The organism is Thauera sp. WH-1 (assembly GCF_047806685.1).
Lineage (GTDB): Bacteria > Pseudomonadota > Gammaproteobacteria > Burkholderiales > Rhodocyclaceae > Thauera.
Map to the genome: position 1 here is coordinate 61,375 of NZ_JBLQGP010000018.1, position 13,632 is coordinate 75,006.

Below are 13,632 nucleotides of genomic sequence, written 5' to 3' on the forward strand. Positions count from 1 at the left end.
GATAATTGGCGTCATGAGATTTCGCCCCGCCCGTCCGTGACGACCGACCTTCCGCATCCCGAGCCGGCGCCCTCGCAGCCACCTGCGCGCCGCCCGTTCCGCTTCTGGCGTCTGCTCGCCGCCCTCACCGTGGTCCTGTTGCTGGTGGCCGTCGTCGCCGGCGGATTGCTGATCTCGCACGAACTCAAGACCTCCCGCCTGCAGGCGCGCGAGATCGCGCGCTATGCCGCCCGGCTCGACTACGAGCGCGTCGCCGGGCCGAGCACGGCCGTCGTGTACCCCAACCATGGCCCCTTCGACCAGCGCCTGGGCTATACCGAACTGCCGCGCTTCATCGAGCGCCTCGGGGCGCGCGGCTTCGAACTCACCGCGCAGACGCGCTTCAGCGATGCCCTGCTCGACTACGTCGGTCATGGGCTATTCCCGCCCTACCGCGAGAAGGCGCGCGCCGGCCTGGACGTACTCGACTGCCGCAGCGACACGCTGTACGACTTCCGCTACCCCTACCGCGGCTATGCGGACTTCGAGTCGGTGCCGCCGGTGGTGGCCGAGGCGCTGATGTTCATCGAGAACCGCGGGCTGCTGGACGAGTCGCGCCCGCTGCTCAACCCGGCGGTGGACTGGGTGCGCTTTGCCCGTGCCGCGCTCGGCCAGCTCGGTCGCATGGTCAAGGAGGATCTCGACGCGCCCGGCGGCAGCACGCTGGCGACCCAGATCGAGAAGTACCGCCACTCGCCCGATGGCATCACCCACGATGCGCGCGAAAAGCTGCGGCAGATGGTTTCGGCCAGCGTGCGCGCCTATCGCGAGGGTGAGCAGACCCTGCCGGTGCGCCGCCAGCTGGTGCTCGACTACCTCAACACGGTGCCGCTGTCGGCCGCGCCCGGCCACGGCGAGGTCAATGGCGTCGGTGACGGCCTGTGGGTGTGGTTTGCGAGCGACTTCGAGCGTGTGAACGCGCTGCTGTCCTCGCCCGAGGCCCTTGATGACCCCGAGACGCTGCAGGCCCAGGGCACGGCACTGCGCCAGGTGGTGGCGCTGATGATTGCCCACCGCCGTCCGTCCTGGTACCTGGCGCGCGGCCGCGAGGTACTCACCCGCACCACCGATGCCTATCTGCGCCTGCTCGCCGAGGCCGGCACCATCAGCCTCGCGCTGCGTGATGCGGCGCTGGCGCAGCCGCTGGTGTATCGCGACCTGAAGGCCAACCCGCCCTTGCGTCCGGCCAATCCGGGCAAGGGCACGACCGCGGTGCGCGCGCGCCTGGCCGGCATGCTGGGCACCTCGCTGTACAGCCTGGACCGGCTCGATGCCGAGGTGGACACCACGCTGCACGCCGGCCTGCAGCAGGCGGTGAGCGATTACCTCGGCCGTCTTGCCGATCCCGCTTTCGCACGCAGCCAGGGTCTGGTCGCCGACCGCATGCTCAATCCCGCCACGCTCGGTGCGGTGCGCTACAGCTTCACCCTGGTCGAGCGCACGCCCGGCGGCAACCGCGTGCGGGTGCAGACCGACACCACCGACCAGCCGCTCGACATCAACGAGGGCAGCAAGCTCGAGCTCGGCTCCACCGCCAAGCTGCGCGTGCTCACCACCTACCTGGAGATCGTGGCCGAGCTGCACGGCCGCCTCGCGGCGCTGGACGTGCCGGCGCTGCGCCGGGTCGAGGTCGACCGCCAGGACAACCTCACGCGTTGGGCCATCGACCATCTCGCCACCGCCACCGACCGCAGCCTGCCGGCGATGCTCGAGGCCGCGCTCGAGCGCCGCTTCTCGGCCCATCCGGGCGAGGGCTTCTTCACCGGCGGCGGGCGCCACACCTTCGGCAACTTCAACAGCAGCGACAACCTGCGCGAGCCCACGCTGCGCGAGGCCCTGCAGGCCTCGATCAACCTGCCCTTCGTGCGCCTGATGCGCGAGATCGTGCGCCACACCATGTACCAGGTGCCGGGCAGCACCGCGCGCCTGCTCGAGGACAACGAGGATCCGCGCCGCGTCGAATACCTTGCCCGTTTTGCCGACCGCGAGGGCCAGACCTTCCTGCGCCGCTTCTGGCGCAAGTACCAGGGACGCTCGCCGGAGGAGGTGCGCTCGATGCTGCTCGACGGGTTGCGCCCGAGCGCCGAGCGCCTGGCCGCGGTGTTCCGCTACATCGAGCCGGAGGCCCCGCCGGATGCGCTCGCGACCTTCCTCGGTCGCCGCCTGGGCGACGCTCGCCTGTCCGAGAGCCGCATCGCGCAGCTCTACGAGCGCCACGGCCCCGAGGCCTTGGATCTGCCCGACCGCGGCTACGTCGCGCGCGTGCATCCGCTCGAGCTGTGGCTGGTCGCCCACCGCCTGCAGAACCCCGAGGGCAGCTTCGCCGACGCCGTCGCCGCCAGCGCCGAGCAGCGCCAGGAGGTGTATCGCTGGCTGTTCCGCACGCGCTCGCGCAGCGCCCAGGACGTGCGCATCTTCACCATGCTGGAGGTCGAGGCCTTCCTTGACATCCACCGCCGCTGGGCGCGGCTGGGCTACCCCTTCGGCCATCTGGTGCCTTCGCTGGCGACTGCCCTCGGCAGCTCGGGCGACCGGCCGGCGGCGCTCGCCGAGCTGATGGGCATCATCGTCAACGACGGCGTGCGCCTGCCCACCCGGCGCATCGACCGCGTCCGCTTCGCCACCGACACGCCCTACGAGACCGCGTTCGCGGTACGCCCCTCGGCGGGCGAGCAGGTGATGCCGCCCGAGGTCGCCGCCGCGCTGCGCGGCGCGCTGTCCGACGTGGTCGAGAGCGGTACCGCGCGCCGGCTGGCCGGCAGCTTCCGCCTCGCCGACGGCACCGAGCTCACCCTGGGCGGCAAGACCGGCACCGGCGACAACCGCATCGTCATCGGCGGCCGTGCCGGGCTGGCGCTCAACCGCACCGCGACCTTCGTCTTCTTCCTCGGTCCGCGCCACTTCGGCTCGCTCACCGCCTATGTCATCGGCCCCAATGCCGCGGCCTACCGCTTCACCTCGGCCCTGCCGGTGCAGATCCTGAAGTCGATGGCACCGGTCCTGCTGCCGCATCTTGAGGCCGATCCGGCGCTGGCCTGTCGGCCCTTCGACGACCTGCCGCTGCCGGCGGCGCCGGCACGCGAGCCTGCGCCAACAGCGGCCGACCCCAGGTCCGAGGACGACGCGGTCGACGAGGGCCTGCCTGGCGGCGAGGCGGCGCGCCCTGATGAAGCAGCAGGCGCCGCCAGCGACGAGACGCCCGCCCCGATCGAGTTCGACGAGCCCGAGGCGCCCGAGCCGGACCCGCCCCTGGTCGCGCCGCCGGCCGGTGAGGCCCAGCGCACGCCGCCGACGGGCGAGGCGACGGCCGCCGAGGCCGGCTCCGCGCGGCTGCGCGTCGGCCGCATCGAGGGCGTCGGTGTCAGCGCCGCGCCGCCGACAGGCGCGCCTGCGCCGTTCGATGCAGTTCCGGCGCCCGTGTCTGCAGGAAGCCCAGGAAGGCCGCCGCAAGGGGGCTGAGGCGCTTGCCGCCGGGGTAGACCACCTGCCATTGCGAGTGCACCGGCGTATCGAGCACCGAGAGCACCGCAATCCCCTCGTCGGCGGCATGCGCCAGCGCGTGCGCCGACAGCACCGACAGCCCCAGGCCGCCGGCCACCGCCTGCTTGACCGCCTCGTTGCTGCCCAGCTCCAGCCGTGGCCGCAGGGTCAGGCCGTGTTCGGCAAAGAAGTGCTCGGTGGCCTGGCGCGTGCCCGAGCCCGGTTCGCGCAGCACGAATTCCTCGTCTTCCAGTGCCGATACCGGCAGCGCGCTGCGCCCGGCGAGGGCGTGGTCGGCAGGGGCGATCACCACCAGCGGGTTGTTGAGGAAGGGCGTGGCGACGACCACGGGCGCCTCCGGTGGCCGGCTCATGATGTAGAGGTCGTCCAGGTTGTCGGCCAGGCGGCGGATCACGGCGTCACGGTTGAGCACCACCAGCGACACCTCGACTGCCGGCCGCTCGCGCCGAAAGTCGCCCAGCAGGCGGGGGATGAAGGTCTCGGCGGTGCTCACCACCGCCAGGCGCAGGCGGCCGGCGAGGTCGCCGCGCAGGCCGGCGAGGGTCTCGTCCAGGGCCTCGAGTTCGTGCTCGACCCTTTGCGCGGTGGCGACGACCGCCTTGCCGGCCGCGGTCAGGTGCAGGCGGCGGCCGACACGCTCGAACAACGCCAACCCGACCTGTTCGGACAACTGGCGCAACTGCGCCGACAGCGTGGGCTGGGTCAGGTGCAGGCGCTGGGCGGCGCGCGTCACGCCGCCCTCGCGCGACACGGCGAGCAGCAGGCGGAGCTGGTGGAGGGTGAGGCGCATGGGTTAAAGCATAGATTAAAGTCTATGGAAAAACTAAAAAGATATGATTTTTATCCATGTGTGCGCTGCGGCAAAATCGGCTCGCCTCTCCACTCACCGGAAAACAACAAATGGTCGATGCCGTTCCCTTCTTCTTCGCCCTCGGCGCCGTCGCCTCGCTGGTGCGCAGCGGGCTGCGCCTGCCCTCGGCGGTGTTCGAGACCCTGTCCATCTATCTGCTGCTCGCCATCGGCCTCAAGGGCGGGATGGAGATCGCGCGCTCGGAGAGCGCCACGCTGTGGCTCGATGCGCTGCTCGCGATCGGCCTTGGCGCGGTGATCCCGCTGTTCGTCTTCCCGCTCTTTCGCCTGCGCTTCGGCCGCGCGGACGCGGCCTCGCTGGCGGCGCACTACGGCTCGGTCAGCATCGTCACCTTCGCCGTCGGCGCCTCCATCCTCGGCGCCCGTGGCATCGAGGTCGAAGGCCACCTGGCCCTGCTCGCCGCGTTGATGGAGGCGCCGGCGCTGATCGTCGCCACGCTGATGGCCCGCCTCGGTCAGCCGGGCGCGGATGGGCGCTCCACCACCAGCGCGCTGGTGCACGAAGTGTTCGCCAACAAGAGTGTGGTGCTGCTCGGCGGCGGCATCCTGATCGGCTGGATGGCGGGCCCGCAGGGGCTGGAGCCGATGTCGCCGCTGTTCGTCGATCTGTTCAAGGGCGCGCTGTGCCTGTTCCTGCTCGAGATGGGCCTGATCGCCGCCGACCGCCTGCCCGACCTGAAGAAGGCCGGCCTGTTCCTGGTCGGCTGCGGCCTGGCGCTGCCGCCGGTGCTGGCCCTGGGTGGCTGGGCGGTGGCGCAACTGATGGGGCTGGGCGTGGGCGGCACGGTGCTGATGATGACGCTCGCCGGCAGCGCCTCCTACATTGCCGCGCCGACCGCAATGCGGATCGCGGTGCCCGAAGCGAACCCGGCCCTGGGCGTCGCGGCGGCGCTGGCGGTCACCTTCCCCTTCAACCTGCTGGTCGGGATCCCGCTGTATCTGTGGTGGGCGCAGAAGATGGCGGCATGAGTGGTGGCTCGGGGCTGAGCTCCTGCTCGGCGCCGAGATCGATCGCGGACGGCGCGAGCGCCTGCTGCGGCGGGGGCGGCGGCGCGGGTTCGGGCGGCGGCGGCGCGGGCTCGGGCGGCGGCGGAGCATCCGGCTCGGCCGCCGGCTCTTCGGCAGTGTGCGCCGCGACGGCGTCGGGCGCCTCGGGGGCCATCATCTCAAGCACGGTGGAGGAGGTGCGCATCATCGCGGTGAACTGGGCAGGTTCATCCACGATCTCGTCCTGGGTGCGGCGATACAGCACGAAGGCAAAGATCGCCAGCGGCACGAAGGCCAGGCCCAGGTGCAGCGGCAGGGCGATGGCGCCGAACACGCCCATCAGGGCACCGGCGATGGCCGGGCCGGCGGCCGCGCCCACACCGTGAAGGAAGAGCACGCCGGTGTTGCCGGCGAGAATCTCGTCCTGGTGCAGGTGGTCGACCAGGTGCGCGACGACGATCGGATAGATGGCGAAGGCCGCACCGCCGAACAGGAACAGCCCGGCCAGTGGCACGTGCTCGATGTGGCCGAGCAGGGCCACCGCCACGCCGGCGACGGTCGCGCCGATGGCCGCCACGGCGAGCGCCAGGCGACGGTCACCGGCGTCGGAGAAGCGTCCCATCGGCCATTGCAGCAGCGCGCCGCCCACGATTGCGGTGGTCATCAGCAGGCCGACGCCGGCCGCATCGAGGCCGATGCGTTCGCCGTAGAGCGGGGTGAGGCTCCAGAACGCCCCCATCGACAGCCCGGATGACAGCGCACCGACGTAGGCGGCAGGTGCCGCGCGCCAGATCATGCGCAGGTTCAGCCGCCGCCGGGCGCCGATCTGCGGCTGCGGAAAGCGCGTCATGGTCACCGGCAGCAGCGACAGGCAGACGAAGATCGCCGCCACCGCGAACAGGGTGAAGGCGGCCGGGGTGTCCAGGCGCAGCATCTGTTGGGCGCCTGCCAGCGCGGCAAGGTTGACCACCATGTAGATGGCGAAGACCTGGCCGCGGCGCTCGGCGGCCGTCTGGTCGTTGAGCCAGCTCTCGATGACGGCATAGAAGCCCACCAGGCCCATGCCGGTGAGCACGCGCAGCGCCATCCACACCCAGGCATCGACGATCAGGGCATGGAGCAGGATGCAGCTTGCCACCGTGGCGCCGAAGAAGGCGAAGGCGCGGATGTGGCCCATGCGCCGGATCAGCTGCGGGGCGACGAAGGTGCCGAGGAAGAAGCCGAGGAAGTAGGTCGAGCCGATCAGGCCGAGCGTGTTGGCCGAGAAGCCTTCCAGGCTGCCGCGCAGCGGAATGACCGTGTTGACCAGACCGGAGCCGAGTAGCAACAGGGCGATGCCGCTGAGCAGGGCGCCGATGGGAATGAGGGTGGGGAGCATGGGCAGGGGCGGCGCGGCTATCCGCGTCGGGTCGACGCAGTCGCCGTGACGGGCGGTTCGCTTTTGGTCGGGGCAGTGTACCAGCCCCCTGCCGGGCCTGCCCGTGGCGCGGGCCGCCGCCAGGGGGCTTCAGACGAAGACGGGCTCGGGCTCGAGCTGCACCGCGAAACGTTGCTCGACGTCGGCGGCGATGGCTTGCGCGATGCGCTCGACGTCCGCGCCGCAGGCGCCGCCGAGATTGACCAGCACCAGGGCCTGCCGGGCGTAGCAGCCCACCGGGCCGAGCGCCCGCCCCTTCCAGCCCGCCTGTTCGATCAGCCAGCCGGCGGCGAGCTTCTCGCGCCCGTCGGCCTGCGGGTAGTGCGGCATCGTCGGGTGCGCGGCGAGCAGGGCGGCACAGCGTTCGCGATCGACCACGGGGTTCTTGAAGAAGCTGCCGGCATTGCCCAGTTGCGCAGGGTCGGGCAGCTTGCCGCGACGGATGGCGATCACCGCATCGGAGATGTCGAGGGCGCTCGGGGTCTCGATGCCGGCGCCAGCGAGGGCCTGCGCCACGTCCGCATAACGGGTGACCGCCTGCCAGGGACGGGGCAGGCGAAAGCGCACCGCGGTCACCAGCCAGCGCCCGGCCTCGCGCTTGAACACGCTGTCGCGGTAGCCGAAGCCACAGTCCGCCGGCCCGAACTCGCGCACCCCGCCGGTGGCGAGGTCCACCGCGTCCAGCGCGGCGAAACGCTCGGCGAGCTCCAGGCCGTAGGCGCCGATGTTCTGGATCGGTGCCGCGCCCACCGTGCCCGGGATCAGGGACAGGTTCTCCAGCCCCGGCCAGCCCTGCTCCAGGGTCCAGCGCACGAAGTCGTGCCAGCTCTCGCCCGCGCCGGCCTCGACGAGCCAGGCATCGGCCGTGCTCCCCAGCAGGCGGCGGCCAGCGAGCTCGACCTTGATCACGGTGCCGGGGACGTCGCCGCGCAACACCAGGTTGCTGCCGCCGCCGATCACCAGGCGCGGCGTTCGTGCCCAGCCGTCCTCCGCCATCAGCGCGCGCAGCTGCGCGAGGCTGCGCAGGCGCACCAGGCGCGCGGCGTGCGCGGGCAGGCCGAAGGAGTTGAAGGCGGTCAGCGCCGCAGCGCGCAAATCGAGCGCGGCGTCCACGTCAGCGCTCGGCGGGCAGGGCGGCACGCACGGGCTCCGCGGCCCCGCCGGCGCGGGCGCCGGCCGGCTGGATGGGGAAGAGACGGTCGTAGCCGAGGTTGAACAGCAGGGCATAGACGGTGTAGGTGATGGCGAGCCCGATGTCGGCGATCAGCGCCTCCAGCCAGCCCATGCCGGTCCACCACATGATCACCGGCAGGGTCAGCAGCAGCAGCCCGCCTTCGAAGCCGAGCGCATGCAGGCAGCGCAGGCGGAAAGGGCGGCGGTCGGCGCTGCGACCGGTGAGGCGGCCCTCGAACCAGTCGAAGCAGGTGTTGTAGCTGCCGTTCCAGATTGCGGCAATGAGCGCAAGCAGGGCGAGCAGGCCGATCGATTCGGTGAGCGGCACGCCGCTGAGCCAGGCGAAGGGCGGGGTGATGAGCACCAGGCCACCGAGCTCGAACAGGGCGATCTGGCGCAGGCGATCTGCAAAGGAGCGAAGCTTGGGTTTGGTTGACACGGTCGAATCCTGCGGCCCGGCGAACGTGCACCGGACCAGACGAGCGGGTCGTCCCGCAGTTCGCCGACGGTCGCCGCGCGGGCGCGCAGCGGGCGGAGTCGTCCCCGCGTCGGAAGGCTAACGGCCCCTATTAGACCCGGCACCACGCCGATTGGCAAGCACACCGGCTGGCTCCCGATGGGCGGGTGCCGCATCGGCGTGGCCCGGCTCGAGGGTGTCGACGCCCAGCGCGTGCTCACGGTGGCGGACCAGGTCTTTTGCCCGGCCGAGGCGGGCGGCCGCAACCGGGTCTGCATGGCGGGTTGAGGGGCGGGCTGGATTAGAATCCCGTCACGATCCATGCCCCCAGGAGCCCCCATGTCTGACGCCGACGCCCGCCAGCCTCCCGTTGTTCTCGCGCTCCGTGCGGCCCTTGGCGCCGACGCGGTGCTGGCCGGCGACGCCAGTCCGCGCCACCTGCAGGACTGGAGCGGGACCGCCGGCGGCGTGCCGCTCGCCATCCTGCGCCCGCGCAGCAGCGACGAACTGGCGCGCATGCTGGCCATCTGCCACGCGCACGACCAGCCGGTGGTGCCGCAGGGCGGCCTCACCGGCCTGTGCGGCGGTGCGGTGCCGGGGGCGGGTGAGGTGGTGGTGTCGCTCGAGCGCATGAACCGCATCGAGCGCATCGACATCGACTCCGGCACGGTCACCGTCGAGGCCGGCGCCATCCTGCAGAACGTACAGGAGGCCTGTCGCGAGGCTGGCGCCCTGCTCGCGGTGGATCTGGGCGCGCGCGGCTCCTGCCAGGTCGGCGGCAACGTCGCCACCAATGCCGGCGGCAACCGTGTGATCCGCTACGGCAACACGCGCGACCTCGTGCTCGGCCTGGAGGTGGTGCTGGCCGACGGCACCGTGCTGAGCATGATGAACCAGATGGTCAAGAACAACGCCGGCATGGACCTCAAGCACCTGTTCATCGGCAGCGAGGGCCTGCTCGGGGTGGTGACGCGCATCGTCTTCAAGCTGCAGCCGCTGCCGCGCGCGGTCAGCACCGCCATCGTCGCGCTCGAGGACTATGCCGCCGCGCTGCGCTTCCTGCGCCACGCGCAGCAGAGCCTGTCGGGCCAGGTCAGTGCCTTCGAGATCATGTGGCGCGACTACCTGCAGACCGCGGTCGAGGCCGGGCGCCTGCGCGCGCCGCTGGCGGGCGACTATCCGGTGTATGTGCTGATCGACATGCACTGCGGTCAGCCGCAGACCGACGCCCAGCGCTTCGAGGCCATGCTCGAGCAGGCGATCGAGGCGGGCTGGATCCTGGACGCGGCCATTGCCCAGTCGGTGGCCGACGCCGAGGCCTTCTGGGCGATCCGCGACGGTGTCGCCGAGGTGCTGCGCGACTACGCGCCCACGCTCAACTTCGACGTCTCGGTGCCGGTCGCCCACATCGGCGACTGCGCCCGGCGCGTACGCGCCAACCTGGAGCGTGACTGGCCGCAGTTGAAGGCCTTGTTCTTCGGCCACGTCGGCGACGGCAACCTGCATGTGGTGGTGTGCAAGGTGCCGCAGGACCACGACAGCCTCGAACGCATCGAGGAGGCGGTGTATGGGGTGGTGCGCGACTACGGCGGCTCGATTTCGGCCGAGCACGGCATCGGCCTGCTGAAGAAGCCCTGGCTGGGGTATTCGCGCAGCGCGGCCGAGATCGCGCTGATGCGCAGCCTCAAGCAGGCGCTCGACCCCAAGGGCCTGCTCAACCCCGGCAAGATGCTGTGAGGGGCGCGGCGCGCGCTCAGGCCACCTTGTCGGGCGGCGTGCGTCCCTCGAAGAAGGCGACGAGGTTGTCCACCACACGCAGGCCCATCGCCACCCGTGTCTCGCGCGTCGCGCTGCCCAGGTGCGGCAGCAGCACGACGTTTTCCAGCGCCAGCAGGCCGGGGTGGACCTGCGGTTCGGCCTCGTAGACGTCAAGGCCGGCGCCCGCGAGGCGGCCGGCCTGCAGCGCGTGAACCAGCGCGGCTTCGTCGACCACGTCGCCCCGCGCCGTGTTGATCAGGAAGGCATGCGGCTGCATCGCCGCCAGCCGCGCGGCGTCGATCAGGTGGCGGTTGGCGCCGCCGCCCGGGCAGTGCAGCGACACGAAGTCGGCCTGCGCGAGCACGTCCTCGACGCGCTCGAGCTGCGTCGCCTGCAGCGTGCCGAGCTGGGCGGGGCCGAGGCGGCTGCGATTCTGGAACACCACCTTCATGCCGAAACCGTGCTGCGCACGCATCGCCACCGCCTGGCCGATGCGGCCCATGCCGATGATGCCCAGCGTCTTGCCGCCGAGGCGGGTGCCGACCAGGTGAGTCGGCCGCCAGCCGCGCCAGCGCCCGGCGCGCAGCTCGCGCTCGCCTTCGCCGGCGCGGCGCGCCACCATCAGCATCAGGGTGAGGGCGAGGTCGGCGGTGGAGTCGGTGAGCACGCCGGGGGTGTTGGTGACGGTGAGGCCGGCCGCGCGCGCGGCGTCGATGTCGATGTGGCTGTAGCCGACGCCGTAGTTCGCCAGGATGCGCGCACGCGGCGACGCCACCGCCAGCACGCTGGCGTCGAGGCGGTCCGACACGGTGGGCAGCACGGCGTCGTACTCGCGCAGCGCCTGCTGCAGCTCGGCGGCCGACAGCGGATGGTCGTCGGTGTTGAGCGTGGTGTCGAAGCGCGCCGACAGCGTGCGCTCGACCGCGTCGGGCCAGCGGCGGGTGAGCAGGATGCGGGGGTGGGTCATGGCGGCCTTACAGGACGTGGCGGGGCTGTTCGATGATGGTCTGGTAGACGAAGCTTCGGATCATCAGGCGGTCGTTGGGCTGCAGATTGCGGAAGTCGAGGCCGTAGTGGTAATCGGCCCCCTCACCGTTCGAGTCGTCTTCCCGTTCGACGTTGCGGATGTCGGCGGCGACGGTGAGCTCGGCGTCGACATCGTGCAGCTTGAACCCGAAGCGTAGGCGCACCGTGCCGCCCTTGTCGCCGACCGAGGCGCGCGTGTGCAGCAGCACGCCGGTGGCGCTGATGTTGAGCAGGGTGCCCGGCTGCATCGCCGGGTCGTCGGCGTCGGGGCCGACCTCGGCGGCAAGCCGGGTGCGCACCCGGGTGGCCTTGCGGATCACGCTGCCCTGGATCAGCGTCGGGAAACTCAGGTGCACATAGTCGAAGGGCAGCCGGCACACGCGCATCACCGAGGTGCGAAAGGCGAAGGCGCTCTGGCGCGAGAATACGCGCACGATCACCGGATCGTTGTCGACCAGTTCGATCCGCCGTCCCCTCGCCTGCGGGGCGGTCACGATCAGGCTGAGGTTCTCCACGTAGCCGACCACGCGCACGACGCTGCGGCTCACGCCCTTGGCGGCCGGGCACTCGACCTGCAGGCGATCGCCGACGGCAAGGCGCATGTCCTCGAAGCTGAAGCCCTTGTGCCCGGCGTCGTCGCTTGCGCCCTCGGCGGCCTGGCCGTCGAATTCCTGCTGCTCGATCGTGGTCTCGCTCATCGTGATCCTTGTGCCCATTCGCATGCGCTTACCGGCTCGGCGCACCGTGCGCCCGGCGTCGCGCGGGGAAAGACGCCAAGCCGATTTTAGCCACTGCCGCTGGGCCCCAATGTGGAATTCGGCGCGTTTCGTGATCGGATGCACCGCCGTGGCGCGATGTGTCGGGCGCTGCATGCACGGCCGTGGTGCGGTGATCGTCCTGCACTGCATCAAAAGTGGGCCCGCGCTCGCCCTCCCGGCGCGCCATGCATCATGACGATGCGATCCGTTCCAGGCTGGTGCAGGCGCGCAAGGGCGCGGCAGTCAAGGCGGCGCCGGCCGCATTCGCGTCCAGCCAGTCCCCTTTCGATCACATGGCACAGCAATTGCTGTCGGGCTAGAGGCAACGAGCTTCGTTGTGCCGTGCTACTTCAAACTCAAAGGGGTCCGTCCATGAATCGTCGCAATTTCGTCAAGGCGCTCACGCTGTCCGCGTCCATCGCCGCCATCGGCCTGCCGGCCGGCGCACAGGCTGCCGACACCATCAAGGTTGGCGTGCTCCATTCGCTGTCGGGCACGATGGCGATCTCGGAGACCGCGTTGAAGAACGTGGCGCTGATGACCATCGAGGAGATCAACGCCGCCGGTGGCGTGCTCGGCAAGCAGCTCGAGCCGGTGGTGGTCGACCCGGCTTCGAACTGGCCGCTGTTCGCCGAGCGTGCGCGCCAGCTGCTGGCGCAGGACAAGGTGGCGGCGGTGTTCGGCTGCTGGACCTCGGTGTCGCGCAAGTCGGTGCTGCCGGTGTTCAAGGAGCTGAACGGCCTGCTCTTCTATCCGGTGCAGTACGAGGGCGAGGAACTCGAGAAGAACGTCTTCTACACCGGCGCCGCCCCCAACCAGCAGGCGATTCCGGCGGTCGAGTACCTGATGAGCGACGAAGGTGGCGGCGCACAACGCTTCGTGCTGCTCGGCACCGACTACGTGTATCCGCGCACGACCAACAAGATCCTGCGCGCCTTCCTCAAGAGCAAGGGCGTGAGCGATGCGGACATCATGGAGGACTACACCCCCTTCGGTCATGCGGACTATCAGACCATCATCGCGCGTATCAAGCAGTTCGCCGCCGAGGGCAAGAAGACGGCCGTGGTGTCGACCATCAACGGCGACTCCAACGTGCCCTTCTACAAGGAACTGGGCAATGCCGGACTGAAGGCGACCGACGTGCCGGTGGTGGCCTTCTCGGTCGGCGAGGAAGAGCTGCGCGGCGTCGACACCAAGCCCCTGGTCGGCCACCTGGCGGCGTGGAACTACTTCATGTCGGTCGACAACGCCGAGAACAAGGCCTTCATCGACAAGTACCGCGCGTGGGCGAAGAAGAACGGCGTACCCAACGCCGACACCGTGGTCACCAACGACCCGATGGAGGCCACCTACGTCGGCCTGCACATGTGGAAGCAGGCGGTCGAGAAGGCCGGCACCACCGAGGTGGACGCGGTGATCGCCGCCATGGGCGGCCAGAGCTTCAAGGCGCCGTCGGGCTTCACCCTCAAGATGGACGAGACCAACCACCACCTGCACAAGCCGGTGCTGATCGGCGAGGTGCGCGACGACGGCCAGTTCGATGTCGTGTGGCAGACCCAGGAGCCCATCCGCGCCCAGCCCTGGAGCCCCTTCATCGAGGGCAACGAAGGCAAGCAGGGCCTCTGAGCTCCTCGCAACGCGCACGC

General features: G+C 70.6%; 10 protein-coding genes. 4 read left to right on the top strand and 6 right to left on the bottom strand.

Features of this window, described 5'->3' with window-relative positions; genetic code table 11:
* Nucleotides 1–36 precede the first annotated feature (36 nt).
* Entirely contained in the window at nucleotides 37–3,498 is a 3,462-nt protein-coding gene (locus ACMV5O_RS16390) for a transglycosylase domain-containing protein (RefSeq protein WP_416164465.1), read from the top strand.
* On the opposite strand, the gene ACMV5O_RS16395 is transcribed toward ACMV5O_RS16390, so the two are convergent.
* Nucleotides 3,401–4,330, bottom strand: coding sequence for a LysR family transcriptional regulator (locus ACMV5O_RS16395; protein ID WP_416164466.1), 930 nt, complete (start codon nucleotides 4,328–4,330; stop codon nucleotides 3,401–3,403). The two genes, ACMV5O_RS16390 and ACMV5O_RS16395, sit on opposite strands and share 98 nt — an antisense overlap.
* Before the next feature lie 110 nt (nucleotides 4,331–4,440).
* Between ACMV5O_RS16395 and ACMV5O_RS16400 the strand changes: the two genes are divergently transcribed.
* Nucleotides 4,441–5,379 carry a sodium-dependent bicarbonate transport family permease gene (locus tag ACMV5O_RS16400; protein WP_416164467.1) on the top strand — a complete coding sequence of 313 codons (939 nt, stop codon included), beginning with the start codon at nucleotides 4,441–4,443 and terminating at the stop codon, nucleotides 5,377–5,379.
* On the opposite strand, the gene ACMV5O_RS16405 is transcribed toward ACMV5O_RS16400, so the two are convergent.
* The 3 genes from ACMV5O_RS16405 to ACMV5O_RS16415 form a co-directional block, all read right to left on the bottom strand.
* Nucleotides 5,321–6,775, bottom strand: coding sequence for an MFS transporter (locus ACMV5O_RS16405; RefSeq protein WP_416164468.1), 1,455 nt, complete (start codon nucleotides 6,773–6,775; stop codon nucleotides 5,321–5,323). The two genes, ACMV5O_RS16400 and ACMV5O_RS16405, sit on opposite strands and share 59 nt — an antisense overlap.
* 129 nt (nucleotides 6,776–6,904) lie before the next feature.
* Complete coding sequence (gene murB, locus ACMV5O_RS16410) at nucleotides 6,905–7,927, bottom strand: UDP-N-acetylmuramate dehydrogenase (RefSeq protein WP_416164469.1); 1,023 nt, start codon at nucleotides 7,925–7,927, stop codon at nucleotides 6,905–6,907.
* A 1-nt stretch (nucleotide 7,928) separates the two neighbouring features.
* On the bottom strand, nucleotides 7,929–8,426 hold the full coding sequence (locus ACMV5O_RS16415; protein ID WP_416164470.1) for a PACE efflux transporter: 498 nt from the start codon (nucleotides 8,424–8,426) through the stop codon (nucleotides 7,929–7,931).
* A gap of 357 nt (nucleotides 8,427–8,783) precedes the next feature.
* Here ACMV5O_RS16415 and ACMV5O_RS16420 point away from each other — a divergent pair, with 357 nt between their 5' ends.
* Nucleotides 8,784–10,181 carry an FAD-binding oxidoreductase gene (locus ACMV5O_RS16420; RefSeq protein ID WP_416164471.1) on the top strand — a complete coding sequence of 466 codons (1,398 nt, stop codon included), beginning with the start codon at nucleotides 8,784–8,786 and terminating at the stop codon, nucleotides 10,179–10,181.
* Nucleotides 10,182–10,197: 16 nt separating this feature from the next.
* Here the strand turns inward: ACMV5O_RS16420 and ACMV5O_RS16425 are convergent, their stop codons facing one another.
* Together ACMV5O_RS16425 and ACMV5O_RS16430 are read right to left on the bottom strand one after the other, a co-directional pair.
* Nucleotides 10,198–11,169: a 2-hydroxyacid dehydrogenase gene (locus tag ACMV5O_RS16425; protein WP_416164472.1), complete on the bottom strand. Its 972-nt coding sequence runs from the start codon at nucleotides 11,167–11,169 to the stop codon at nucleotides 10,198–10,200.
* Nucleotides 11,170–11,176: 7 nt separating this feature from the next.
* Nucleotides 11,177–11,926, bottom strand: coding sequence for a flagellar brake protein (locus ACMV5O_RS16430; RefSeq protein ID WP_416164473.1), 750 nt, complete (start codon nucleotides 11,924–11,926; stop codon nucleotides 11,177–11,179).
* Nucleotides 11,927–12,358: 432 nt separating this feature from the next.
* Here ACMV5O_RS16430 and urtA point away from each other — a divergent pair, with 432 nt between their 5' ends.
* Entirely contained in the window at nucleotides 12,359–13,612 is a 1,254-nt protein-coding gene (gene urtA, locus ACMV5O_RS16435) for an urea ABC transporter substrate-binding protein (protein WP_416164474.1), read from the top strand.
* Nucleotides 13,613–13,632 lie beyond the last annotated feature (20 nt).